General features: G+C 57.2%; 20 protein-coding genes. 11 read left to right on the forward strand and 9 right to left on the reverse strand.

Translation table 11 applies throughout. The features are described 5' to 3' along the window. Positions 1 to 1,080: 1,080 nt before the first annotated feature. Positions 1,081 to 1,284: a cold-shock protein gene (locus P9292_RS01900; RefSeq protein WP_309852219.1), complete on the forward strand. Its 204-nt coding sequence runs from the start codon at positions 1,081 to 1,083 to the stop codon at positions 1,282 to 1,284. Positions 1,285 to 2,185: 901 nt separating this feature from the next. Here the strand turns inward: P9292_RS01900 and P9292_RS01905 are convergent. Further along, the gene (locus P9292_RS01905) at positions 2,186 to 2,506 is read right to left on the reverse strand and encodes a hypothetical protein (protein ID WP_309852223.1); all 321 of its coding nucleotides are present in this window, start codon (positions 2,504 to 2,506) and stop codon (positions 2,186 to 2,188) included. Positions 2,507 to 3,107: 601 nt separating this feature from the next. On the opposite strand from P9292_RS01905, the gene P9292_RS01910 reads away from it, so the two are divergent. Beyond that, the gene (locus tag P9292_RS01910) at positions 3,108 to 4,745 is read left to right on the forward strand and encodes an ATP-binding protein (RefSeq protein WP_309957856.1); all 1,638 of its coding nucleotides are present in this window, start codon (positions 3,108 to 3,110) and stop codon (positions 4,743 to 4,745) included. 894 nt (positions 4,746 to 5,639) lie between these two features. Here the strand turns inward: P9292_RS01910 and P9292_RS01915 are convergent. From P9292_RS01915 to P9292_RS01930, 4 genes are all read right to left on the reverse strand, one after another. Further along, the gene (locus P9292_RS01915; RefSeq protein ID WP_309852229.1) at positions 5,640 to 6,071 is read right to left on the reverse strand and encodes a hypothetical protein; all 432 of its coding nucleotides are present in this window, start codon (positions 6,069 to 6,071) and stop codon (positions 5,640 to 5,642) included. A 323-nt stretch (positions 6,072 to 6,394) separates the two neighbouring features. After that, positions 6,395 to 8,641 (reverse strand): hypothetical protein, encoded by a 2,247-nt coding sequence (locus P9292_RS01920; RefSeq protein WP_309852232.1) that lies wholly within the window; start codon positions 8,639 to 8,641, stop codon positions 6,395 to 6,397. 4 nt (positions 8,642 to 8,645) lie between these two features. After that, positions 8,646 to 9,809, reverse strand: a complete 1,164-nt coding sequence (locus P9292_RS01925) for a hypothetical protein (RefSeq protein ID WP_309936344.1) — start codon at positions 9,807 to 9,809, stop codon at positions 8,646 to 8,648. A 291-nt stretch (positions 9,810 to 10,100) separates the two neighbouring features. Next, positions 10,101 to 11,849 carry an SIR2 family protein gene (locus P9292_RS01930; RefSeq protein ID WP_309852236.1) on the reverse strand — a complete coding sequence of 583 codons (1,749 nt, stop codon included), beginning with the start codon at positions 11,847 to 11,849 and terminating at the stop codon, positions 10,101 to 10,103. Between the two features lie 227 nt (positions 11,850 to 12,076). Here P9292_RS01930 and P9292_RS01935 point away from each other — a divergent pair, with 227 nt between their 5' ends. The 6 genes from P9292_RS01935 (at position 12,077) to P9292_RS01960 (ending at position 18,044) form a co-directional block, all read left to right on the forward strand. Beyond that, positions 12,077 to 13,786, forward strand: a complete 1,710-nt coding sequence (locus tag P9292_RS01935) for an AAA family ATPase (protein ID WP_309852238.1) — start codon at positions 12,077 to 12,079, stop codon at positions 13,784 to 13,786. After that, positions 13,779 to 15,188, forward strand: a complete 1,410-nt coding sequence (locus tag P9292_RS01940; protein ID WP_309852241.1) for a UvrD-helicase domain-containing protein — start codon at positions 13,779 to 13,781, stop codon at positions 15,186 to 15,188. The genes P9292_RS01935 and P9292_RS01940 overlap by 8 nt, the downstream gene beginning before the upstream one ends. 298 nt (positions 15,189 to 15,486) lie before the next feature. Continuing rightward, positions 15,487 to 16,158, forward strand: a complete 672-nt coding sequence (locus P9292_RS01945) for a hypothetical protein (protein WP_309852244.1) — start codon at positions 15,487 to 15,489, stop codon at positions 16,156 to 16,158. Then, a complete protein-coding gene (locus P9292_RS01950; RefSeq protein ID WP_309852246.1) occupies positions 16,155 to 16,448 on the forward strand; it encodes a hypothetical protein in 294 nt (97 codons plus the stop codon). Before P9292_RS01945 ends, P9292_RS01950 begins: the two co-directional genes overlap by 4 nt. Before the next feature lie 39 nt (positions 16,449 to 16,487). Continuing rightward, positions 16,488 to 17,441: an IS5 family transposase gene (locus tag P9292_RS01955; protein WP_309957858.1), complete on the forward strand. Its 954-nt coding sequence runs from the start codon at positions 16,488 to 16,490 to the stop codon at positions 17,439 to 17,441. A 267-nt stretch (positions 17,442 to 17,708) separates the two neighbouring features. Further along, entirely contained in the window at positions 17,709 to 18,044 is a 336-nt protein-coding gene (locus tag P9292_RS01960; protein ID WP_309851466.1) for a hypothetical protein, read from the forward strand. A gap of 195 nt (positions 18,045 to 18,239) precedes the next feature. Here P9292_RS01960 and P9292_RS01965 read toward each other — a convergent pair whose 3' ends face one another. Further along, the gene (locus tag P9292_RS01965) at positions 18,240 to 19,490 is read right to left on the reverse strand and encodes a hypothetical protein (protein ID WP_309957861.1); all 1,251 of its coding nucleotides are present in this window, start codon (positions 19,488 to 19,490) and stop codon (positions 18,240 to 18,242) included. A gap of 126 nt (positions 19,491 to 19,616) precedes the next feature. On the opposite strand from P9292_RS01965, the gene istA reads away from it, so the two are divergent. Both istA and istB read left to right on the forward strand, forming a co-directional pair. Then, entirely contained in the window at positions 19,617 to 21,143 is a 1,527-nt protein-coding gene (gene istA, locus P9292_RS01970; RefSeq protein WP_309957917.1) for an IS21 family transposase, read from the forward strand. A 2-nt stretch (positions 21,144 to 21,145) separates the two neighbouring features. Next, complete coding sequence (istB, locus tag P9292_RS01975) at positions 21,146 to 21,934, forward strand: IS21-like element helper ATPase IstB (RefSeq protein WP_309957863.1); 789 nt, start codon at positions 21,146 to 21,148, stop codon at positions 21,932 to 21,934. A 66-nt stretch (positions 21,935 to 22,000) separates the two neighbouring features. Here the strand turns inward: istB and P9292_RS01980 are convergent, their stop codons facing one another. Beyond that, complete coding sequence (locus P9292_RS01980; RefSeq protein WP_309854319.1) at positions 22,001 to 23,065, reverse strand: P-loop NTPase fold protein; 1,065 nt, start codon at positions 23,063 to 23,065, stop codon at positions 22,001 to 22,003. 154 nt (positions 23,066 to 23,219) lie between these two features. Continuing rightward, a complete protein-coding gene (locus tag P9292_RS01985; RefSeq protein WP_309854323.1) occupies positions 23,220 to 24,341 on the reverse strand; it encodes a hypothetical protein in 1,122 nt (373 codons plus the stop codon). Positions 24,342 to 24,606: 265 nt separating this feature from the next. Between P9292_RS01985 and P9292_RS01990 the strand changes: the two genes are divergently transcribed. Beyond that, entirely contained in the window at positions 24,607 to 25,125 is a 519-nt protein-coding gene (locus P9292_RS01990) for a hypothetical protein (RefSeq protein WP_309854327.1), read from the forward strand. 223 nt (positions 25,126 to 25,348) lie between these two features. Here the strand turns inward: P9292_RS01990 and P9292_RS01995 are convergent, their stop codons facing one another. Beyond that, positions 25,349 to 25,642 (reverse strand): hypothetical protein, encoded by a 294-nt coding sequence (locus P9292_RS01995; protein WP_309957865.1) that lies wholly within the window; start codon positions 25,640 to 25,642, stop codon positions 25,349 to 25,351. Between the last annotated feature and the right edge of the window lie 287 nt (positions 25,643 to 25,929).

The raw sequence follows: 25,929 nt of genomic DNA on the forward strand, positions 1-25,929 counted from the left end.
GACGATGAGCGTGGAGCCAACGCCTCAGATTCGCTTGGGTGAAGCTGAGCGCGAACCGGTCGGAGAAGAGACGGAAATAACGCAACTACCGATCTCACTTCTCAGCGTCCGTGAACACCGCGCCGACAGCACGCAGGCTGACCCGGATAACCGGCTGCAGAGGTTTTGATGCCCCGGCCCTGCTTGAGCAAACAGGTGAGGGCGGCAGAGGACGCAGGGACAATCGAAGCGATCGGGAAGTGAGCGCGGACGCCACCGCCTCGGGCAAGGCAAGCGCCGCCTTTCATCGGCGCGCACGATCGCAGGGTTTGCCACGCACAGCGCGACCGGGGCAACCGCAACTGCGGAAATGGACACGAATTCTTCGGGTGATGGGGTCGATCTGAACTGGTCCTCGCGTCGCCGCCATGGGCTATACCTTTGGGGATGACCAGACAGCTATAGCGGGGGCAGTAGCGGACGAAGAGGGCGGCTGTGCGTTGCGCGCGCGGCGCTGGCTAAGCGTCGTGGAATGCGCGTCGGGAGCCAAGCTGGGACGAGACGCGACAGAGCAAATCCAGAAGGCGCGTGCGCTGTATGGTTCGGCGATCGATCGCGTCGGGCTGAATAGGGCGACGGACGATCGGGGCGCGATGCGAGCCACTCGGGGCTGCGGGCTCGATGTCCCTTGCTCCCGTAAATGGCGGCGGTGCGGTTCGATGCTTCTGCCGGAGAACCAGGTGGTGAACCCGGCCTCCCTATCCTTATAGAGAGGCGATCCCCCTGAAGTTGACCGGTTCCGTGCGCAACAGACCTTTCAACGCTCCGGCCGCAACGGCGAGGGGAGGGGCAATCCTGATGCTCTCAAGGCGCTCAACCTAAAACAGCGCAAAGCCGCAGAGTCTTCCCTGTCGCCCATCGCGGGCCAAGTCCTCGCGACCCATTTGTCGAGAGTGCGTGGTGCTCCGCCAGCCGTATCGCCAAGTACCCTATAACCGGCGCCCTGTCGGGCAGCCCGTTGCGCGAACCCGCTCTGTCACACAAGATAGCGTCCGGCGCTTGCGAGGGCGGCGCCGTTCTCAACTTTTAAGGCAAAACAAGATGGCAACCGGTACGGTCAAGTGGTTCAACGATGCAAAAGGTTTTGGTTTCATCACGCCGGACGCGGGCGGTGACGATCTGTTTGCGCACTTTTCGGAAATCCAGACCAATGGCTTCAAGTCGCTCGCGGAAGGGCAGAAGGTGACCTACGACGAGAAGATGGGGCCCAAGGGCAAGCAGGCGTCGAACATCAAACCGGCGTAATGGCGGTGGCCCAGACGATCGCGTGGCCGTCAGGGTGTCCGAAGGGTAAGGGAAGGGCAGAGCAGAGGCCGAAAAGTCGCGCATTGGCGGCAGGAATAAGCGCGCATAGCAAAAGCGGCCTTGTCTGCTAACTGTTATTGGCAGACAAGCCCGTCAGTCTCGGCAAGCCCGATAAGTCATTTAATCGCGCTTGGCGCAGATTTCTTACTGGGCGAGACCTTACAAGCCAAGAGCTTCAGGCGTATTCGCGGGTTGATAGTTGCCGCGATCCGGAATTAATAATGCAGGATCCCCAACTAAATAGGGGATTTGCTCCGGCGTTGTAATGACTCGCCGTGAAACATTTCGGCGTAAGCATGGGGTGATGCAACTATTTGTTTATAAACGAAGTATGACCATAAGAGCGGCTAGGAACGTCGATTGTTTCACGGTAGAAAAAGGCTGAAGCGTTTCCTGCAACGCTATTTGCCGCGTGGAGCAGGTTTTCTCTATTTCCAAAAGCGGTCTGTAACGACCGAAACGACTTCTGTATATTTTGATACGCGCAGCAGAGCAGACGCTCTTAGGCTACATGCATGTCAGGCCCGTTTGCGTTGGTGCGCCGTTCGACCGCTATGCACGAGAAGTTGTCATTACCCGTTGCAGTTTGGAAACAACTCGCTCGGCCGCATGGTGGCCTGCCCCAGTGCACGTCACGATGAGAGCGCGTATTGTCCGTACGATCGAATGAGTGCGTCACGTGCCAATTCGTATCCTGAAAACGCACAGGAGGGAAGGGGCCTATGGCTCGAGGCTGAGCACGGGTTACAGGCACGTTGCCAATCGAGAATTCTTTGTCGGCCTGTGGATCACCGAAGCGGCGACAGTCAAAGCAATGAAACTCGCTGGCCTTGAACAGCCCTCAGTGCGGAGAGAAATCCGTGAGTAGATCACGCTTAAGCGCGCAGTCGCCGGCGCGTGGCTCGTCGCACATGGCCATGCGGTGCCGCGACTGGCGGTCAATGCGATGCGCATCCAGCATGCGATCGTCATTCCGCTCGTGATAACTTCGCGATGCACGGCACTGTATCAAGACGCGCGCCGCGGCTCCGTGCTTTATGTCATCGCGAGGCACGGCGCGGTTGAGCTTGTGCAGCGTGCGACGTACGGAGCGGATTCCGAAACCGACTTCGAAGTCACCACCTTCGCCTCGAAAAATGCGGCGCTGTCCGATACGCTGCATTAAGAACGTCTCGCTTCGATTTCGTGTGTACGACCTGGCACGAAGCGCTCCTTGCACAGACGTTCGTTTTGCGTGCCGCGATCGGTGCGCAAGTGCGCCCGTTTGAGGCAGGTCTAGGGTCGGCGAAGAGCGACCCGACAAAGAATACCTTCAGGAAATGACCAGACCGGCGATGAGGATGAGAGGGGGGGCGAGACTTTATGCGTAAGCGCGCGGCAATCACTTACTCCGCGAACCAGAAGCAGGTAGTGATCGATTGCCATGTTCGCGTAGATTCGACGGTACCCCAGGTACACATGCAACGCATCGACACGGCGATCGTCGTGCCGCGACCTATCCGATTCGAATGAAGGGCCGCGCGCAGTAAATCTCGACGCAATAGAGCGGCATCTCAGCAGCGTGCTCGACACGCCGGCCCAGCCCGCACCACCTACCGATTATCGATCGTCTATTCGCTTGTGCAATCAGCATAGGTACGATCTCTCCGTCGACTTCGACATAAAATTATCGTTTGCGCCGCTCTCCGCGTCGTTGGACTAACGCCTGACGGTGTGACCGTTCTAATCAGAACGCCAACCGTCGTTTTCACCTGGGGTATGACTTGAGCCAAGAAGGGCAGTTGCTCGACAAGAAATCGTTGCGTGCCGTGACCGGAAAGTCCGCGGATTGGCATGAGTTGGCTAAAGACTCGGTGGCGTTCGCCAATGCAACCGGAGGACGACTGCTCATTGGCATCGAAGATGCCGTCGCTGTGCCCCCAGCTGAACAAGTGCTTCCGATTGATCTGCCCGACTTGGTACGCCGTCGTCTGAGCGAGCTCACCGTCAACGTCGTTGCGTTGCCTGAGGCAAAGACGGCTGAGAACGGCGGGCAGTATCTTGAGATAACCATCCCACGCGCCGTGGCGGTAGCGTCCACCACCGACGGACGCTATTTCATCCGTATCGCCGACAAAAGCGCCCCCGTCACGGGCGATGATGTGCTGAGGCTTGCAAGCGAACGCGCGGCGCTGCCTTGGGAAACTCAATGCGCAGCAAGTGTGTCTCGACGGGTGGTGAACGCCGAGCAGATTCAGCGGCTCACGCAAGGTCTTCTTACGTCGGACCGTGTGAAGGCGTCGGTCAAAGAGAAGTCGGTCGACGAGTTGCTCGAACACTACATGCTGGTGCGCGGGGACTATCTGACAAACATGGGCGTTCTATGCGTCGGCACTCAAGCCGATCGCGCGCAGCTCGCGACCGCACCCGTCATTCAGGTCATCAAGTACGACGACAGTGGCGCGAAGGTCAATAAATGGGTGTGGGACGACCAACTTCTGAGTCCGATGGAATTGGTCGAGGCGGTATGGAAGGAAGTCCCAGATTTCCGTGAGCGGTACGAGCTTCCAGATGGCCTTTATCGACAGTATGTCCCGGCTTACGACGAGATTGTGGTGCGCGAGCTTCTCGTTAATGCACTAGTTCATCGACCGTACACGCAGCGGGGCGACATTTTTATCAACTTGTATCCGGACCGGCTTGAAGTCGTAAACCCTGGTCTTCTTCCGCTTGGCGTTACACCGCGGAACATCCTGCACACGACTGTTCGGCGCAATGAGATCCTGGCGCGACTGTTCCATGATCTAAAGCTGATGGAGCGCGAGGGGAGCGGTTTCGACAAAATGTATGAAGTCCTGTTGTCGCAAGGACGCCCCGCACCCGAGTTGATCGAGAGTCACGATCGCGTGCAGGTGGCGATACGCCGACGCATTCTGAAGCCGGAGGTGATCGACTTTCTCGCCAAGGCGGATGAGACGTTTCATTTGCAGCAACGTGAGCGGATTGCATTGGGACTGCTCGCGCAGCACGATTCACTTACTGCGCGCGAACTCATCGCTATGCTAGAGCTTGGCTCTCCGGACGCACTTCGTGCGTGGCTGGCGCGACTATTAGATTGGGCGATCGTGAAGTCGGCGGGACGTACCCAGGCCACGCGTTACTTCGTTGACCCGCGCTTACTTAGAAATCTTGACTTTGCGGCGACGACGACGTTGAAGCGGATCGAACCGCATCGCTTATTAGCGCTCATTTTGGAAGATGTCGCGCGCTATCCGGGATCAAGCATCAGCCAGATTCATCAACGCGTGGGCATGGAAATTCCGCGATCGCAGATGCGACGAGCATTGGATCAACTGTTGAAAAAAGGGTCGCTACAATTGACGGGTGCGCGGAGCACAGCCCGATATACCGTATCGGTCTAGCCTTGGTGCAAGTCGCGGTCTATCTTCGAGGTTTGAACCAAGAGTTTGCGCCAACGAAGCCGCAAACTCTTGCCACATAAGGTTTTCGTGACAGGCCAACGTTGGTTCAAACGTTAAGAATGAGCCAAGACGCGGAGCCCAGTCGGGTTTAGCGCCTCACTTTAATGTGGCCAATATGCGGAATCTTGCGAAGTCTGTGACGCTGGAGCAAGGGCGAGAGCAAAGCTGGGTGTTTCTGTCGAACGTAAATAGAAGCGTTTATGACCTCACCGCCCGCTCCGTGCTCCCGATTTTTGCAGCCAAATCAAAGCGTTGAAAATTCCATAAACGCTTCTCGCCTTTGCGGTACCGGAGAATACACGCGGAAATGCGGTTTGGTCCAAGTTTTTTCCCGTTGGAAATAGAAGCGTTTACAGGGAGTGCTTGCATCGTCCGGAGCCGCTCTGTGCCTTATGCAGCGGGCGTCCGGCGATTTTTCGGGCGCCGCTCTGCCGGACGCGCACCAGCCAGCGGCGCACTGTGGACAAACACATTCCACTCGTCCACCTTGCGGCAGAACTGAACTCATCGATGCTGTCAGGTTTCCGGGTGTCGACGTACCGGGGATTCCTGACTCTGTTTGATGGTTTGAGTTCTCTGATAATGGAGCGGGCCTTCGATTCACTCATCCGTCTGCGACGCGAAATTGCCTCGAGCTGAATCTCCCTGCGCTCATCGAGCACATCTTCACTCAGCTCATCGTCCCAAACGGAGACCGAGCAACGGTCTGTCGACAGATTTTCGACGAGGTCACTCCAGTTCAGATACCCATACATGCCGGCAAGCACGTCTCTAGCCCACGGTTGGCCCATTCGTCCAGCGGCCCTCATGCTGCCAAGCGTGTGCGCCGTCGTGTCAGCAAATTCGAGCGAAGGCGGAAAAAACACGGCATCCCATCAGAATCGCTCCCACGGGATGGCGAACGAACTGCTGCCCCTTCAAAACGTGCCGAAACGACACGCTGCGCTCGATTGTTATTCCGGTACGCCGAATAAGCGGTAGCAGTTGGTGGCCGGCGAAGAATCTCTCCGTAGGCGTCCAGCGAAATCGCTGTCGCTGCACGAGTCCCTTTTGGATGGCACCTCTTGCTATAGCTGCAGCCACGCTTTCGCGGTTCAGATTCGGTAGATACTGTTGGTCGAGCAGACTCGAAGCAATCTGCGCGAGCTCAATTTCAGATGTCTCCACCTTACTGCCGAGCCCCAGCGCCTCAGGAACGGGTGTCAACCCGCATCCGCAGTGACGCCCGGCATGAAGCGTACGCATCGCGTTCATCGCGTAGTCCATACACAGTTCGCATGCTTGGCGCAGGGGCTGACCGTGCTTTCCGCAGAATAAGATTCCCGGCAAAAGATGGTCCCTGCGCCAGAACGGACGTCCACAAGAGCCGATAGCGCCCACAGCGATTTCGGACTCTCCGAGGCTAAAGCATGCGAGCTTGTTTCCAAGTTGTGGGGCGTACTTCGAGAATGGCGCCGCTACTTCGACGAATTGCGGCTGCCACCCCGAGACATCGCCGCAGTTGCTCCGGCATTTAGGCGCATCGACGGCATAACAAGTAGAGGGTTGCGACAGAAACTACCCTGACCAGTGAAGAGATTGCTATCCGGTTACGTGAAATCCGGCAGGTTTTCAATTACACCTGCCAAGTCTCGAAGGTACTGAGGCAAGACCTTATCTCTGAATCGAGCGCTCAACTCTTGAAGGTGCCTGTCAGTCAAGCGCATTCGCCGCGTGGCCAGCGCGAGCATAAATTCTGGAAGCGCACCGCCGCCGCCTTCGCTCCATGCAGCAAGTTCAGCGTCGATTACGTTGAACACTTCAGTGCTGCATTCGTCGTCGACGGAGTACAGCAGCTCGGACGGACTCGCGGCGCGTAAGAAGGCAGCGCGAAGAACCGCATCGTTGTAGTTCTCGAAGTTGGACGGGCAGACAAGGGCATGGCCGTACACGTTAGACGTGCCAGGTGCACTGTCCAGAAGGCTCTTCTTTTTCGCACCAAGACCTTGGTTGTCTGCACGCACGCATGCCAGCATGTTCGACACCACGGCGTAGATGTCTGCTTGGGAGATGGAGTCCCGGCGGTCTTCAGTATCCAGATAAACGAAGTCGCGGGCGATAGCCAATGCTGGCCGCTCGCCGCTGAAGAACAAGCCGTCTTTGCTCGTTGCTGATGTATCGAGTTCCTGCAATCGTGCGTCCAGCTCGGCCGGTAGCGCCTTTTCTTCACTCATGCGCTGCAGTAAGCTGAATTCCGCCTCCCACGCGGTATCGGTAGGCGCAAGTACTGGAAGCATGAAATTCAGTGCCGAGCGCATCGTGAACGTGTCACGCCCTCTTTCCCCGTAACTCAGGAACATCTCGAGCTCGTCTAGCGCCTGCCGATTCTGAGCAACGGTCACCGCCGAGAGGTATGCAACTGCTCCGCCCGGAACCAAGGTGCGCATCCGCGCGTTAATTTCGCGGGCTTGGGCATGATTGCTTAAGCAGCCGAAGACGACCAGCGCGCCTCCGCCTACGACGCTAGTTAGGCCTTCGAGCGAGCGCGTGACAGTCGCTTCCGCCACGACGGTTGCCAACCCGGCGTCTTCGACCAGCTTGGCGAACGCGTCGTCGGAAATACCGACCAGCATAACGTAGTGCAATGGGGCGGGCGAAAATCTGCGCATCATGCGGACAAAATCGGCTCGGAGCAGTTGGTCCGTGTCGAGGAGCCGCTCTCCGTTGATTTCGGTGCCCGCAGACCAAACAGATGGCCTGAAGCGCGTTACGTCCAAGCAACCTGTTCGCGCCAGTCGCTCGATGGTTTTTCTCGCATCCGCCGGCTGCGATGAGCTCCGAACCGCCAGTCGCTTCACCGCACGCTTTTCCAGAAGGAACTGGTCGCCTTCGAGTTGGGCAAGAAAATATCCCGCACGGCAGTAAGGGCAGTCTGTTGCTTCGTGGTTGCTGATTGACGCATAGCCATACAGACCGTCGTTCTTGTACGTCAGGTTGCAGACGACGATTCCCTTGTATTCTTTCGCGCCAGACTCAAGGTAGAAGAGCGTGACAATCCGCTTCTCGTTCGCCTTGATGCCAATGAGTCGTTGAGCCAAACCTCCTGACGTCGAGGCGGAAACCAAGAACAAATCCGTTGGGCGCGTCCGCGGCAGATTCTCGACGCCCCCGTAAGAACTGAAGGACTTTACAGGCGGTTGCTTCTCCCACAGCCCATGAGTCGCAGCCATGCGTGCCATCGCGAACGCCACAGCGATGATGGGCGCAGTATCGACCAAAATGCGCGAAGGCGCTTTCCCGGAAGTGTTGGCAAGAGCGAAAAAGGCTACTACTGCACACGCCTCTGACGTCAGGAGCGGCGCACTTGCCCGCAAAAATTTGTTCGAGTGCCGGCCCGACAGCTTCCCGAAATGCACGCCGGGCGGCGCTTCCACCAAGCCCCCTCCGCGGTGAAACAGGTCAAACAGCCATCCGCGCGACAGTTTCGAGTTCAGCACTTCGGGCTCACCAGGCGTCGCCGCTTCATCGCTGTATTCGAACGGCGTAGAAAGGACCTGTAGCGTCCCCGAGGGCTCCTTGCGGATGGACAGAAGGCGAATCCTCCCGCCGATGCCTTCAAAGTAACGGCGCGCTCGCGCTACGGCCACGCCGTTCGCAATCAATCGAACTATGTCATCCGTCGCAACAAATGGCGCAAGCACATAAATGTCTGCTGTGGCCGGATGCCTGTCGAAGATGTTCCGAACGTCCTCGCTCAGCGTCGATTCGGTGAAGTCGTACTCGTCGTAGACCAGAAGGCTGGCTTCGCCCTCGTATGCGTCTCGACGAAATCTTGTTGCTAGACGAAGCGCGCTCATGCTCTCAATGCAGGGGAACGATTACTCGGATAGACGAGCCCACCAACAGCTCATGCCTTGTCGGGACAGTGACGATGCGCCGCTCTACGTCGAGCAGTTGCGGCTTGGGCATGCCTGGACGCGTAAGCGATGTGGCGGGCTCCATATTGAGCTTGAGGTTGCCCTCCATGAAAGTGCGATACCCGAAGATTCTTCCCGTTCGAACTTCGATAGCGCCGCGTAGCATCTGCAGCGCACGCAGAACCTCGTAGAGTCCCATTCCGCGATGGCCTGGTCTAATGTCCATGATGCCTGGTTCGTAGTGGCGCTCAAGGCAGGCATGAACCACTTTCCATTCGAGGTCAAGGGGCACATCGTCCTGAATGGGCTTCCTTAGAAAGGATGCAAAGAAGCCCGGGCCGGAATCGAAAATGGACAGCTCGAATGCGTCTATCTTTGTGGCTTCCTCGCCAGTGGCCTTCTTCGCAGGCTTATCGAGCTTTATCCGCTTTAAGACAATGCCGCGGATGCCGTTCTTCCGAATAGGAATACCGGAAAGCTCCGTTTTTCCGTGCGTGTCAGAGTTCTCAAAGAGCTCTGACACAACCGTGGCCAGAGCAGAGCTCCATTTGACTGCGGTCGACGTTGAAACGTCAGTGCCTGCCTGTAAAGCGACCAGTTCTTCCAGTAAGGACTCGAAGTCATCACGCGCAATCATGCGGCCGCCGTTGCCGTACAAATCCGGCGGCGTGCCACGCCCGCGACTGTCGGCGCAAATCACGACCTGAGTGTCCGAAAACATGTCCGTCTTCAGACGCTGTTTGAAGAGCTTGCGACGAGAAGTCTCGACATCCGCGCTCGCCTGCTCAAGGTCTATCCCTCCAATGGTGTGATGGGCGTCTTCCAGCGTAATTGCTACCGCCAGCAGAGGAAATAGCGAGGGTGACGCAAGTACCCGCTTCGCAATCTGTGCCCCCCAGCGAAAATGGATTTCGACGTGGCGACTCAGAGTGAGCAGACGTTGAATAGCCAGCACCTCTGACCGCGCGACATCGTCTGCCATATCGGTCTCGAAGCTGTCGGGTACGGTAATCTCCGCGGTCGTGTCGTGAAGAACCACGTCGCGCTCAAATCGTTCGCCAACGAGGTCGAACGGCAATCGAAAAGCTAGCAATCGAGGCTCAGCCATAGTGGACTTACTTGTGGAGAAGATTCGCAAGTCGGACATTGCGGTTGCGGTCTGACGGAGGTCGGAGATTCCTCGGCGACCTCGCCGTCATTCAGACCCTGATGGTAATCGCTTTCACCTGCGAGATGTGGGTTCCCGCGCCAAGCATGAAACTGCGAGTCACGGGCCTTGCGTCGGCCGACAGCGACCACACGCTCCATAGCGAGCGAGCATGTCGGCCGCCGCAGTCAATATGTCCGAGCCGGCGTATCTCCACGTTGGACCAGTGCGATGAGCCGCGAAGTCGAGAGGTCAGCCGTAACGGATTCTGGTCAACGCAGTTCGCATAGCGACGATTGCCGCCTTGCACTGCTTCGCATCGTCTCCGAACAACGCAAGAGCCACGAATGGCGATGTATTTCCAAGCGTCGTAAGGTTCTCTTCGATATCGTCAAAAATCCGCTCACGGTTTTTTGTGCTGTGGATGTATCGACCAGGCGGAAACCATCCTCCGAAGTCGGTATCACCCTTCTCCGCGCGGGTGTGCTGACAAGCCAAAGCCGCCAGAATTTCTACGAAGTCAAAGTGGATATCGAACTCCGACTGAGAAGTAAATTTGTGGCCCACCTCTGTCCATAAGGTCCGATGCATCCAGAGGCTGACCGGGACACGATGACGTGCGAAATCCTTGAGCATCCTCGCCGAGTCCTCCTCGGCAAAAAAGCTTGGCGGCAATGCAACTGTGACCGGCGTGTCGTAGCCTCTCACTTTAACCTCGCCGTCAAATAGGGAGCGCATCGCGACGAAGTTGTCGCCTAGCGATGCACCAAGGAGCGCTGTGTAGGTAAGCAGGGTCGTCGGATAGTGCTGGAAGTCTATCCACTCCGGATATCCGTCATGTCGTCGGACTGCATCTATGCGCTCTCGTGCGCGACGCAGCACGAGGGCGGCGTCACGGCTTCCCCATCGACCGACGACCATCGCCACACCAACCAAAACTGAGCAAAGCGAGTCATATGAGCGGACTCTAGCCGTCACCGAGTCGACGTTCGGCATAGTATTCGTGTCCGCAAGCGGGCCGCCACGCAGCTTGGCCGCGAGGTCGTTTGCCAACCCATCGACGAGGTCAGAGAATCGGATTCGATGCTGCGGCTCGCTCAGGAACCGCTTTGCCGATGCTACAGCGATGTCCTTAGAGAGCGGATGCGGTTTCTCGAACTCTTCGATGGACTCGATTTTCGAGTGCAAGTCGTTGAAGAAGCTGTCCGCATCGCTAATCGGTAGGAGTTGGCCAGAGCGCCGCGCAATCAGGTTACGCGCGGCTTGACCCGGCTCGCCTCGGGATGCCCAGTACATCGAGTAGCGGCGCGAGGGAGCACGCTCGATACTCGCCCGCAAAGCGGTATCCCAATCGGCCGACCAACCGCAGGTCACGATGCCGAACTCGTCGAATACTCGGTCTAGGAACCTGTTCATCCCCTCTGCATACTCTTCGAGCTCGGATGGGGTGTTTTTGATGCGCGAGTCGAGGTAGTCGCCGTGGACCTTCACCACGCAACACCCGAGGTGTGCGAAAGGCGGAAGCCCAGCCAACTGGTCTGGCCCGCTCACGACTATAGGTTCAACGCCCTCGTCCTCGAGTGCGCGCTCGGTGAGCCGGTCGAAGTTCGTCGTAACGATAAGCCTGATGTAACCTGCGCTCACGAGTTTCGCGATTGCCCGATGCGCCTTCGTCGGCATCTTCTCGCCGTCCTCGCGCTCTTGCTCGGTCGGCTCGAAGTAGCTCCGCAACAGCGCTTGACGCTCGCTGGGCGTCTTCGCAACAGCGTCAATCAACTCGCCGTAGTCCGGCTGGCGTGAAAATCGCTCGGTGTACCACGCCGCGGGGTCCGGCTCACAATTCGCGTTTTCCAGCCGTGCAACCTTTCTCACCAATTCGAGGACGATTTCCCAGCCGGTTGGGATACGCGATGAGCGCGACACTCCGGAACCGAGCAGAAGTGCATAAACGCCTCTATTGGAATGCATAGAGAACGCGAGCGAGATAATGGGGTCGAGCAAGGCTGCTCTCCTTGGCCGTGAACGGAAATCGAAGTTTACCGGGAGCTCGATGACAACGCACCGGGTCTACACGACTGGGGAAGGCGGCAATAGCGAACTATGGGACGCCGGGGACATCGCAGGCATCCACTCGGCCACATTTATTGCGTTCGTTTTTTGGCGGTAAACCTATATAGTCGATTGCCACATAAACCTGTATCCGAGCAGGAATCGGCGGAGAGACCGACGTGCACATCGCATCCATCTACATCAGGAATTTTCGAGGAATCAGTGAGCTAACCTGGACGCCTCAGCCCGGCGTCAATTGCCTCATCGGCCCAGGTGACAGCGGAAAGACGACGATTCTCGACGCCATCGAGCTGCTGTTCACAGAACGGCATAACGTCGTTTTCGACGACCTCGATTTTTTCGAGGCGTCACCGACCAACCATATTCGCCTCGCGGCAGTCGTCGTGAATCTTCCGGATGAGCTGCTCCGTGATAACAAATACGGCCTTATGCTCAGCGGATGGAAAGCCGAAACGAACGAATGGAGGTCCGAGCCATCGGAAGGCGACGGGTTCCGCCCGGCTCTGACGCTCCAGTTAGACGTCGATGAGACGCTCGAGCCCGTTTGGTTTATCCCGAACGAGCACGACCTCGACGATAAGACGCGTCGCGTGCGATTTGGCGACCGCAAGCTGATGGCACCAGCACGCCTGGGCGTCTATGCCGACCGCCACCTGTCGTGGGGACGTGGCTCGGCCCTAGCGCGAGTTGGAGAGCATCCGGAGCGTCTGCCGGCGGACTTGAACGAGCTTCTGCGAGCAGCGCGTGACACCTTCGCTGAGCGTAGTTCGAAGACCTTCGAAGATTTGATTGACACGGTCGCGCCGGACATTCAGCAGCTGGGCGTGGAAGTGAAGACCGGTCTGGCCGCGAACCTTGACCACACGAGCTTTTCGACCAACGCTAGTGGCGTCGCGCTCCATGATGGCAATGTGCCTCTTCGTTGCTTGGGTACGGGCTCCTCGCGTCTCGCGGTAGCGGCCCTACAAAGTGCGAAATCCGCGGGAAGGCACCTTTTCCTTGTGGACGAGTTGGAGTTCGGACTCGAGCCGCACCGGATTTCGTTGCTGGTGAGTCACCTGCGCAGGCGAGTGGAGGCGAGCGGTCAGTTGTTTGTGACCACGCACTCGATAACGACCCTGCGCGACGTTCGTTTCAACGAGGTATTCCTTTGCCGGCGAGACGCGCGCAACGGAAAGGTGACGGTCGCCGCAGTCAGTAGCAGCGATACCCCGGTGCTTTCAGCGAAAAAGTATGTGCGCGACAAAGGCGAGGCGCTGCTCGCGCGCTCCGTGCTGGTTTGCGAGGGTCAAACCGAAATTGCGCTTCTCAAAGGCTACGCTGAAGGTGCTGAGTTGCCCTTTCATTCAAACAACGTTGTCCTGGTAGACGGCGGCGGCGGGGAAGCGCCCGATGTGGCAGTCCATTTCGACTCGCTTGGATACCGCACAGCGCTTTTCACTGATAGCGACACGGAGCCGAAGCCCGCTCAAAAGGACGCGGTGCTTAACGCGCTTCTCCACCATTTTCAATGGGGCGACGACCGCTGCACGGAGCAAGAACTCTTCATGGGCACTTCCCTGGATACGCGCAAGTCGCTGTGGCAGTTGATGATTCGGGAGCGTGACGAGCGCCGAATCATTGGCGAAGTGTCGACAGCCGCCAATCGTCGATTTCAGAATTTGGAAGAAATCGAGGCGCTCCTTGAGAACGAAGAGGGCTGCCGCACGATTGGCCTCGCCGCGCACAAGAACAAATGGATTAAGCGCGACTTCGACATGTGCTTCGAGATCGGCAAGACGGTTTTGGCGCCACAGGCCCTCATAGGCGAAGGCTCGATTGATGGGCATCTCGACCGAATCTTCAAATGGTTGAACGGCAATGCTTGAGGCGTCAGTCGCGCAGATGATGTCGACTCGACGTGGAGCTATCGAGGCACCGGCCGGCACCGGCAAAACCGAGCAAATTACGCTGATCGCGAAGCACGTGCCCGGGCGCTGGTTGATTCTTACTCACACGGTTGCTGGTGTCGATGCGATTCGAAAGCGACTCAAGCGTCATGGTGTTCCCGCCGATAAATGGCAGGTCGACACACTCTCGGCGTGGGCACATCGATATGCGATGGCTTATCCGCTGGGCTCTGGTCTCGCTCGCACATGGACAGTCCGCAACGGGGATTGGTCCTCAGTAATTCGCGCCGCCGCACATCTCATCGAAATCGGCACTATTGAGAGCGTCCTCAAGGCCTCTTACACCGGGGTGCTGGTGGATGAGTATCAAGATTGCACCGAGAACCATCATCGCCTGGTCTGCGTCTTGGCGAAGGTCCTGCGCTGCTACGTCTTCGGCGACCCACTGCAAGCCATTTTCGGATTTCGAGATGAAAAGCTGGCTGACTGGGATGCGCAGACGCTCGCGCGATTCCCATTGGCAGGCCGTCTTGAGACTCCACATCGCTGGATGGCAGCGGGGAATGCCGACCTCGGTTACTGGCTCATTCGGAACCGCGACCGATTTCGCGGAGGGCATTTCGATTTCGCCGGTGCTCCAGCCTGCCTGTCATGGGTCCGCGCAGACCTCAAGTCCGGAGCCAACGAGCTCGCCCGACACTGCTCAATTCGAATGGACGATGGTCACACCCTGAACGTGCTGCATTCCAGCAGAAGCGATACCCAGCGGGCTGACCTAGCCAAATGCATCAAAGCCACCACGGTTGAACCGGTCGGCGGTCGGTCCGAACGCCTCTTTTACGACGCGCTTCGAACGCACTCCGGCGCGAATCGGATTGAAGCCGTGCTGACTCTTGCGGGGACCGTGTACAGCGGAGCCGACGTTGCCGGCAAGAGGAAGCGCGTCGGCAGTCTGCTCAACAACCCGGAGCGAATGCGCACGCCCGCATCGAAAGCGGTATTGGCTCTAGGTGCTATCGCGACATCTCAATCGTTGCACAGCATCTCCGATTTCCTCGTCTGCGTCGGGCAAGAGCCGGGCGTGACTGTCGTTCGGCCCGAGCTTCTATATTGTGTTAGAGCTGCGCTTAAGCACTGCATCGAATACCCTGAAGTGCACCTTGATGACGCATCGTTCGAAATCGCAAATGCTCGCCGCGAACGCGGGCGCATCATTCGGAACCGATCCGTGGGCAGCACATTACTGGTGAAGGGACTGGAATTCGACCACGTCGTCATCACGCCTCACGCTTGCGATTCCCGCCAACACTGGTACGTCGCGTTGACGCGGGCGACGAGGTCCGTAAAGGTCCTCTCTCCGACCGTCCGCTTTAACATCTAAGGAGCTTCTAAAAGGCTTTTTCTTGGTTTTGAAAAAGGCCCTCCGATTCGAGACGAAGCCTTTTTAAGAAAATAGCGACCGCACCTATATTCGCAGCGGCTGGTAGGTCGTCTCGCCCGCCCACCGCGGGGAGCGTATGACTGGCGCCGGCCGCCACGCAAGCTCGCCAGCGCCGGCACGGGTTGCTGACCGCAGGCATGCACAACCAGATGCGAAGCTCGATAGAATCTCAAAATGTGGCCGCACGAGAGGCTCTCTCAGCGCGGTCTCACCAACACGCAAGCGCGCGAGGATGCAATTGGACAAGTACCCGACGATAGAGGTGTTTCAAGACCTCTTGGTAACTGACAACGATAGGCTCTCACTGCGAAAGGCCCTGCTGGATGCTGTGGCCGCGCCGTGGCATCACGACACGGAGGTCGAAGAGCGCTTGCTTTCCATGGGCACCGGTGACGAAGAGAGGATGTTGGCGTTCACCCGGGCCGCGAGCAAGGACATTGCTGCCGCGACGGTCACGCTGTTCCCCGATGGCGCCTCCTCATACAAAGTCTCGAACATCGTGCCGCGCGAGCGAAGCTCTCTCAGCGAAGGCGAGTACAACGCTGTGCTGCTCGACCTCGTTACGGAGGTAGTTGAGAAAGCAAAACAGTCCAACGGCATTACCTTTGAACTGTCTACGGGACAACAAGGACCGCTCGATTGGACCACTCAAGAAGCAGCAAATGCACTTTTAACATTCAGTCTTGGTGCGAACAAATCATCCGCGGCAAGCCACCAACTCGACCGAGAAAGATGGATGGCGTTCATCGTTGCAGCGCACCGTAGCGAGCACGAGCATTTCTATCCAAGCTATCTTGCAAGGTGGCTCACGAAGGCAGAGCATTGGCCGGAGGACGTAGCTGAAAGGCTTGCTACTGACTACGAGTCTTCGCTGGAATTGCTCGCATACTACGATGAGAACAGAGAATGAGCTTCGATGCCGCGAATATCGCCGCCTCGATGAGGCTCGACATTCCAGTTCTGTGCGCAGACACGTGCTCGATTCTTGATGTCATGCGAGACCCGACTCGCGATACGTTTACTGCCCCCGATTCAGAGGCCGCTTTGGGGATGATTCACGCAATGGAGCGAGGTTCGCTTCTAAGCCTCGTTGCTCAGCAGGTAAGGACGGAGCTCGATGAGCATCTTCCCCACATTGCGGAAGAAGCTTCAAAGCAAGTTAAGGAGACTCTGCAGAACTCCTTCTTGTGGTTACAATAAGGAATACTATTAGTAAACAAGCGACTTGGAGGCATCACGATGACGCAGCTTCATCTCGGCTTGGACCTGTCAACCAAGCGCACGCGTAAGCGGGAGTTTCTGGACGAGATGAAACGAGTGGTGCCATGGTCGAGGCTGATTGCATTGATCGAGCCGCATTATCCGAAGGGGAAGACCGGTCGGCCGCCATTTCCGGTAGCGACGATGTTGCAAATTCACTTCCTCCAGCAATGGTTTGGTCTGTCGGATCCAGCGATGGAAGAAGCCGTCTATGATGTCCCGCTGTATCGCGAATTCGCAGGCCTCGATGGAGGGATGACCCGTGTTCCAGACGAAACGACTATCTTGCGGTTTCGGCACCTGCTCGAAGCGCATGGCATCGCTGCGCAGATTCTTGCGGTCGTCAATGAGATATTGAATGAAAAGGGACTGATGCTTAAAGCCGGTTCGGCTGTCGATGCTACGTTGATCGCAGCGCCCAGTTCGACCAAGAACGGGTCGGGCACACGTGACCCGGAGATGCAGTCGACCCAGAAAGGCAGGAATTGGTACTTCGGCATGAAGGCGCATATAGGCGTGGACGCAGAATCAGGCCTCGTTCACACGGTCATCGGCACGGCGGCTAACGAGCACGACATCAACGCGGCCCTTGCGCTATTGCACGGTGAAGAAACGGATGTTTACGCTGACGCTGGATACCAAGGCATCGAAAAACGTAAGCAAACGGGCTCGGCTCGATGGCATATTGCGATGCGGCCCAGCAAGCGAAGGAAATTGAACTTGAAGAATCCTCTCGATGCGATATACGACAAGATAGAACGACTGAAGGCCGGGATTCGTGCAAAGGTCGAACATCCGTTCCAAATCATCAAGCGACAGTTTGGTTATTTGAAGACGCGATACCGGGGGCTGGCGAAGAACACCGCACAGATCACCACATTATTTGCGTTGGGCAATTTATGGATGGTGCGCAAGGCGCTGCGCAAAGCGTAAAAGACACCGCAGGTTGAACTCGCCCCGCACCCTCGTTGAGGGCACAATTGGGCCCATCGCCTCTGTCATTGATGGACCGAGCTGGATAAAAAAACTGCTCCAACGTCTACATGGTGCACAGGCATTTTAAACCGTGTTCTGCAGACCGTCCTTAACGCTTTGGTCGGCCGCATCGCCAGAATCGACTTGATTGCACGAGCATTTGGAGCGACCGAGGTCTCAAACGCAGGGCACTTGCGTGGACACGTTGCGAGGGCACGAAGCGCCGTGGACAGATGGTTGTTAGCCGCAGCCACGGTGGGTGAACGGCCGAATTTCTACGAACTTGCCTACAAGCGGATGATTCATGCTCGCACGCCTGCGCAGCAGGGGAAAGACTCGACGAAAGATTGCATGGTCACAGAGACCTATCTTGCAGCCGCCAAAGAGCTTCGAGACGCGGGAATGACGTCTCGTATCGTTTTTCTTTCGTCAAACATCAACGATTACACCGGGAAACAATCAAAGGGGAAGCTCAATGAGGATATCGCGATGGAGTTTGCGAGCCTTGATATCGAATACGCGAAGACTCCGTCACATGCGAGACATCTGTTAGGCCTTTAACGGCATTCGGCTGTTCGCGTATTCCCGTACACCTGTGGGCAATAGAGCCGACCGTCTCGTCGGTTCGAAGGGACGGCACACGCAACGCACGCTATTGAACGCACGTCGCGAATACTTAGCGGTTGTGCGGGTGTCGCACCTGATTGCTGCAGCGTAGCCGTTGCCAATAGAAATTGAGCGCCGGTCCCTCTCGGGCTACGATTCGGCCGGCTGACCGCCAGTCCCGCCCTTCTTGAATCCATCGCTAACTGTTTGAAGTAGATGACGCTCATCGTCAGATAGCTGGGCTTCCCGCAAGTGTTTCTGAACTGCCTGGCTTAATGCAATGGAGTCATAGAGGGTAGGGTCAAGGTCATCAGTGAAAGAATATTCAACCTCTCCGTCCGAATTTCTTCGAGTAGCAAAGCCTCGTACGACCCTCACGGCAAAGTGGAGGTCATCGCGCACTTGCTCGCTAAACCAGTTCTTGGCGTCGTCGTTTTTTGTGATGTTCTGCCAGGCCGGCACAAGCCCCCAGACCGATGCAACCGCGTTCAAGGACTTATCGTTCTTCGCAGCGGTGAGCTTTCCCAGTAGCAACTCACCGATTCTCTGCAGGCACTGCGGCCCGATAAACGGCGTTCGTCGCCTGTGCGGGAACATCTGTATCTCTTCGAGCGCTGAAGCAGCTTTGAAATAGGTTTCAACGCAAAAATCCAGCGATGAGCATGCCTCGTAAGCGGGGAGAAGCAATCGCATGGTTGCTTCTTCGTCTTGCTTTTCGAGCATGGTAAAAACCAAAGTCGCGAGCAACGCACCGGGCGCCGGCCTCGACGAACCAAGCGGCGTTGGCTCGGCGAGGATAGAGCCGCTCGCTTCGAAAAGTCCACCAAGCAGACTTGCCGTCAACGTTGGCGGAGGCTCGGCGTCGAAGCGATAACCGACCTCCATCAACAGCTCGATAACCATGGGCACGCCGGATGTGTCTCGCTTTCCTAATGTCGTCGAGATAATCGAAGTCACTTCATTGAGCATCACATCTGCCGATGTTATGTCATCGATGATGCGCTTCGGGATGGCATCACTGCTCGGCGTTAGTAGGAAGTACGCGTCATAGCCAGCCTCAGTCGCGATGCCGCGACGAGTCGCTGTCGTGAAATACGGTTCAGTAAAGATAAAGCCACGAGTACCTGCCAACTCCGTCAAAGTCGGAAACAGAGCCGATAGCAGCTCGATTGTCTGTTCGTGGCCAGGACGGTCGGAAATGCTTCCCTTGAAGCGGTCAAAATGAGGCTGACGTCCCGCGGCATCGACGAACTGAAATCGACCGTGCCGGAACAGAAACTCGCGGTTCTCCTTCACCCAGCGAAAGGCGTTGTGAACTTTCGCCGTTAAGGAGCCAAACCGTTTTCGGCATAAAGGCGCCAGGGAGTTTTCGGCGTTTAGGCGCCGCAAGTTTTTCGGCATATAGGCGCCAGTAGATTTTCGCCGTAAAGGCGCCACTGGCGTCTGAGTCGGGCGCTCGAACTTCACCAACCGCTACTCTGCCGGCACGCATTTGCTCCGGAGGGTGGCTTGAAGAGGAAGTTCGAGATGTACCAATATCGACAGGTTCTGGTGCGAATGCGCCAGGGTGACTCCGACCGGGATATCGACCGGTCGAAGATCATGGGCCGTAAGAAGCTGGCAGCCGTGCGGGAGATCGCAACCGAGCGCGGGTGGCTTTCTCCGGACAACGCTCTGCCGGATGACGCGCAGCTTGCTACAGCGTTCAGCCACAAGGAGTTCCTGCCCGCGAGCTGTATCTCGTCGGCCGAACCGTGGCGCGAACAGATTGCCCAGTGGCACGACGCGGGCGTCCCCGGCACGACGATTCACAGCGCGCTGGTGCGCAACCACGGCTACGCGGGAAGCTACTCATCCGTCTACAGGCTACTTCAGCAATTGAAGGCGGAGCTCACGCCGGATGTTCCGATGCGGCTTGAGTTCAAACCCGCAGAAGCCGCGCAAGTTGATTTCGGCGCAGGTCCGACCATCACCGATGCACACACCGGCGAGGTCCACAAGACGTGGTTCTTCGTGATGACGTTGTGCTGGTCGCGGCATCAATACGTTGAGTTTGTCCGCGATCAGAGCGTCGACACATGGTTGGTATGTCACCGTCACGCCTTCGAATGGTTCAACGGCGTAGTGGGACGCGTCATCATCGATAACCCCAAGTGTGCCATCGTCAAGGCCTGTATCTACGAACCCGAAGTCCAGCGGGCCTATGCGCAATGCGCCGAAGGGTATTTGTTCAAGATCGATCCGTGTCCGCCGAGGGACCCGGCTAAAAAAGGAATTGTCGAGTCGGGCGTCAAATACGTGAAGTCGAGCTTCCTTCCTCTTCGCGAATTCCGTGATCTTGACGACGCCAACCGGCAAGCACGAGCTTGGGTGATGCACGAGGCCAGCACCCGGACGCATGGCACGACCCGCGAAGTGCCGCTCAAGCGTTTCGAGGATGTCGAACAGGCGCTGTTGCAGCCGCTTCCCGATGTGCCGCCAGAGCTGGCAACCTGGGCGCGCGTGAAGGTCCATCGCGACGCCCATGTGCAATTCGAGCGCGCCTACTATTCTGTGCCGTTCCGGCTTGCCGGTAAAGATCTGTGGCTCAAGGCGACCGCCAACATGGTGCAGCTCTACTACGAGCACGAACTGTCGGCATCGCATGTCCGCCAGACTACGCCAGGAACGCGTATCACTGTGGCCGATCACATGCCGCCAGCAGCACAGGCCTGGCAACTGCACGACACCCAATGGTGTCTGAGAGAAGCACAACGTATCGGGCCGTCATGCTACGCGCTTGTTCACTCGCTCTTCGGCGATCAGGTTCTCATCAAGCTGCGCGCCGTCCAGGGCGTGCTGCGGTTCGCTCAGCAGTTCGGCGCATCGCGCCTGGAGGCGGCCTGCCGTCGCGCGAATCACTTCGGCACGCCGAGCTACAAAGCCGTCAAGCTGATCTTGCAGAAAGGCCTCGATCAGACCTCGCTGTCGATCGAACCTGTTGAATCAGGCGCGACCACCTACACCCACGGCGGCCGCTTCTGCCGCGATACCCAGACTCTCCTGATCCATTGAACATGAATCCAATTCCCGAACTCACGTCTTCACTTAAGCAATTGCGACTGTCCGGCATCCTCGACACGCTCGAAGCACGCAACCGTGAAGCCATCGACCGTAAGCTCGCCTATACCGATTTCCTGACGTTGCTTATCCAGGACGAGATCGCACGGCGCGATCATCGAAAGCTCGACGCCCGCATGCGCCGCGCGAACTTCCGTGGACAGAAGACACTGGAAGGTTTCGACTTCGACCGGCTACCCAATCTTAATCGCGCCGTCGTCCATGATCTCGCGACCTGTCGCTTCATCGCTGAGAAGGTCAGCGTGCTGATCGCCGGTCCTTGCGGAACGGGCAAAAGCCATCTGGCGCAGGCACTGGGCCACTCCGCCGCCCGGCAAGGTCACGATGTCCTGTTCATGACTCAGACCCGGCTTCTCAGCACGCTACGCAACGCGCAAGCCGTGGGCTCCTACGAACGGCGATTCCAGGCGCTTGCCAAGGTGCCGTTGCTCATCATTGACGACTTTGGACTGAAACCCATGCGCACGCCCGAAGACGAAGACTTCCACGATCTGATTGCCGAGAGGTACGAGCGTACATCGACTGTCTTAACGAGTAATTTGGATTTTACGGAATGGGGCGACGCGTTCGCGACCAACAAAATGCTCGGCGCTGCAACGCTTGATCGCTTGCGACACGCGGCATACCGCGTCGTGCTCGACGGCGAGAGCTACCGTGTTCCACGCCCGATGCCCGAGAGCAACAAATCAGCACTTGCGAAAGGAGGTAAAAACAAGGATTCTTGATCCCCGTTCGAGCCCCGAATCAGGCGCCTTTCGCTGGCGCCATTGCGCCGAAAACACCCGGCCCCTTTACGGCGAAAAGCAACAGGCGTCCGGTTCGAATAGCCGCAACCCCTCCATTGTTAGCAAGTCGCCAGGGTCAATCTCGCCTTCGAGCGCTGGCCATGAAAACTTCAACGCGTTGGTGAGAAGAAGAACATCTCGCGGTTTGAGAAGCCACCGATGCACGCCGTGCATTCGAAGCGTGACCCAGCGCATGTCACTCGGGATTGCCTTCAATAAAAACGCTATTTCCGAATCGAGCATGCACAGCAGCGAGTTGCGGGTCGGATATGGCAGTTCGATTTCGTGCTGAATGATCTTTTCGGCGTATCGCGGCCCGCTCGCCGTATCCGTTTCGTCGAACGCGTCGTGTAGCTTGCTCCGGTCATACGCCAAGAGATAGACAACATTGGGAAGCTGCCCAACCGTCTTAACCATTTGCATGATGGACATCACTTCTGGCTTCGAGAGCCGGTCAATGTCATCGATTGTGACCAAAAAGCGCTTCCCCGATTCGCCGAGCAGCTTGGCGAGCTCGCGATGTGCTGACTGCAACGAAGGTTCTTTCAGGAACTCATCGAGCTTCTGCTTCAGCGGCTGCTTGACGATGCTCACAACGCCCGTTGCGGCCCCTCGTGAGATGCCAATATCGGCGACAACCGCGAGCTTCGCAATTGCATCCAAGACGGCATCGCTTGACCCACCGAAGCGACTCACGAGTCTGCGCCAAACGCGCTTCAGCACGTTTTCCCGAGGCCCGACCGTTTCCGAAAGCACCTTGAAGAACGCTGCGACGAGGTCTTGGTGTCCAGAGGCCATCCACGGCCGGAAATCAATATGGTGAACCCGGTCCGCCTCAGCTTCGGCTTCTTCCCTGTACTTTTGCAGATAGGTGCACGTGAAGTTGAGGAGCGTCGACTTGCCGCCACCCCATGCGCCGTTGACGCCGATGACGAAACCATTCGGCGCATCGATGGCGGAGATGACTTTTGCCAGTCGCTTAGCAAGAGGCGAAACTCCCAGCCGGTCGTCCTCCCATGGATTACTCTTCGCTCTGTCATCGCCAAACGACTGCCGTTTGTTCTTCTTCATGCGCACCAGTACCTATGAGAAAAATCAAAGTCTACACAGGGCGCACAATTTGAACGACCTCGCACGTGCAGTGTGTTACGACAAACCGCCCGCCGCCGCGGTGCACGGGCGGCCGCACAATGCGTGCAATCCTCGGACCCCGTTTTCGGGGATGTCAGGAGCCTGCGGGACCGTCGCCAGCACGCAATGGTATTGTTTCGTTGGCAACAGCTTCCGCCGAATCCATTAGACCAACTTCGGCAATGGCTTCGTGCATAGCTCGAGCTGAAATGGTGTGCGCTTTCAATGGTCCTCGTTTCGACGCAGAGGACTTGTGGTCGCAGATGTCGATGACCAGTAGGTAAAGCGTCTTCCCGCCGACGCATAGGAACGGGACCAACATGTCGCTGGTGGCAAATTCGAACTGCAAGTCTTCCGGGCAAATCCGATAGATGACGAGATACCCGACGCCTTGGTGGAAGTCTCGCGTGTATGTCAGTAGCTGATTGAAGCCACTGGTGATGCTGCGCTTTCCGCGGCTTGACTCTCCGCTAAAAATCTTCGCGTCCAGAACGAGCTCCGGGGACACAAGGTCCGCCATTCCTGAAGCGGATTGTGGCTCAATGTGAAAGTCGAGCCCTTGGTCAAAGAGGTAAGCGTATAGGTCCGTTGCCAGCTCCCGCTCACCGTCCTGCACAAGAGCGTGCAGACGCTCGCGCTCGAACCATTCGGCTCGCTTCTTGTACTTGATGAGCAGCGATAGAACTGCTGCCTGTCCGTCTAAGGACTCGTCAATAAACTCATAGAGCGGCTCAACGAAGTGTTCGATGAAGCCTTCCAACGCTCCCTCTGGCTCGCTGGAATTGTGGAGGAGTCGACCGATGTTGAGCTCAGGATGCTTTGGGCCAAGAGGCTGCGCCGCGCAGTGCTGAACGACGCGAAAGCAGAACTCGGCGAGCTCTTTTTCCGTCGAGAACCCGGACAATGTATCGCCCGTTAGCATTCCGTCGAGCTCTTCTTCGTATGTCTCGCCTTCGGCATCTAGACGCGCCACAATCCCTTCAAACAAAGGTTCAGAATGAAGGAAATTCCAAAATTGGACCAGTTGACTGTGAAAGAAACGATAGTCCTTGACCGAGTTCAAGCGCCGGAATCGCTTCTGCAGTAAGAAGCGTTGCTGCTGAAGGTAATGGGAATCCATCTTCAGAATTTGATGTTGATGGTTGTATTGAGAGCAGAGAATTCCTTGACGAGTCGGTCCATGGCTGCCTTCACCTCTCGTCGTGCTTTCCGGCATTCGTTCATGCTGTCCTCGAGCCGGATATTTCCCTTGCACCCACGGCAAATGACGACATCTCGAAGCCTGGCGTCTCGATATCGAATTTCGTTGTGAAACCCGCAGCCCGGACATTCGATGTCCAACTTTACGTAGTCAAGGTCCATCGAATGTGGTCACGAGTCCAGTTGGTCGGAAAGATAAGATACAACATTCTCGGAATGCGACGACTCCAGCTTGAATTGTGGTCGTCACGTGTTCCCCTTAATTTTATCTATCGGTGTTTTTGCAGGCCCTGGTCAATGGACATCTTCTACTACTGGCAAAAGCTCGAAACCAACCTGAAGAATGGCGAAGTCGGCTACTTCGGCTCGAAGAACGCAAAGCTCGTGGAACTTGCGGGGCGATTGCCCAAACGCATCTGGGTGTTCAAAACACCCAAAGGCATGAAAGGCTCGATACAGCTTGTCAGGTCGTTGTTGGTCAGCGAGGAGCCGCGCGTTGCATCAACACCGAGTTCCCGAACGTCGTCTATTACGACCCGTTCTCGCCCGAGTCCGTCATTTACGCCGATTCCGACGCGCCGGAGCGAATCGCTGAAGTGTCGGGCTACTTCCAGTACCGCTTTCAAACTGCGTTCAGCGCGAACCTCCAGGGCGACTCTGGACTTCAAGCACTCGAATCAAAGGTCGTTCGGGGTCTGGAGTCGATGGTGGCAGAATGGGGAAAGGTACAGATGCTCGAGCGGGTGAAGGACCCCAAGAAGGTGCAGCCCATCAACCCGTTTGCCTCGCAAACTCGATAGCCTCGAGGACAACTTGCGAAAAGAGACCCGCTGAATTTCGGCGGGCCAATGAACCGCGCTCCATGCAAGAACGCAGGGAGATGATGCCTTGGGGAGCACGCCGGCTCAAGACAGGAAAGTGAAGCGGTGCGTTTCGAATCATTGAACAGCGCGAAAGCCGTTTTAGTGGCGACGCAGGGAGGCGCCATAAGAACGACAGGATTCGCAGCCTCGACCTCTGGGGTCAGTGAAGCCTCTTGCGCGCAAGAAGTTGGTCGAGCGCGTCGCGGGCTGCCTGTAAATCGTTGAACGCGGCAGTGACGCGAGCCAGCGACAATGTCCGCATCGCAGTATCGACGCTCGTGTTCAAATGCGCTTCAAGGGCCGCCGATGCGGACCGCAGTTCCCGTGCGGCGTTTGCAACGCGCTCGACGGCTGTAGCTTCATCGTCATTGCCTTCAGGGCGGCCCATGTTCTTCTCGGAGTTGTTCCTGACAGGCAATTTTGCACGCCCGGTCAGGCAAATGCGCGCAGGCAACCACTCTACTCTCAATCATAGACATTGAGTAACACCAATGGCGCTAACCGGTATGCCGGATTTCGCAGCAGCGATTAGTTGGATTGCTTGCTGGCGAGACGTTCGATTGCGAGCACGCCTGCCTCCATTTTCATGCGAGCCGAAGAGTTGGCTGACTGCACGAATAATCTCGGCGGGCGGAACGCTCGAAGCGCGACGGCTTCCTTAAGCCACAAAATCACATCGTAGCCCGTGCCTCGCTCATATAGATGTGACGTCCTTCTTTTGCGGCCGCTTGGTCGAAATCG

The sequence above is a fragment of the Caballeronia sp. LZ001 genome, assembly GCF_031450875.1.
Classification (GTDB): Bacteria; Pseudomonadota; Gammaproteobacteria; order Burkholderiales; family Burkholderiaceae; genus Caballeronia.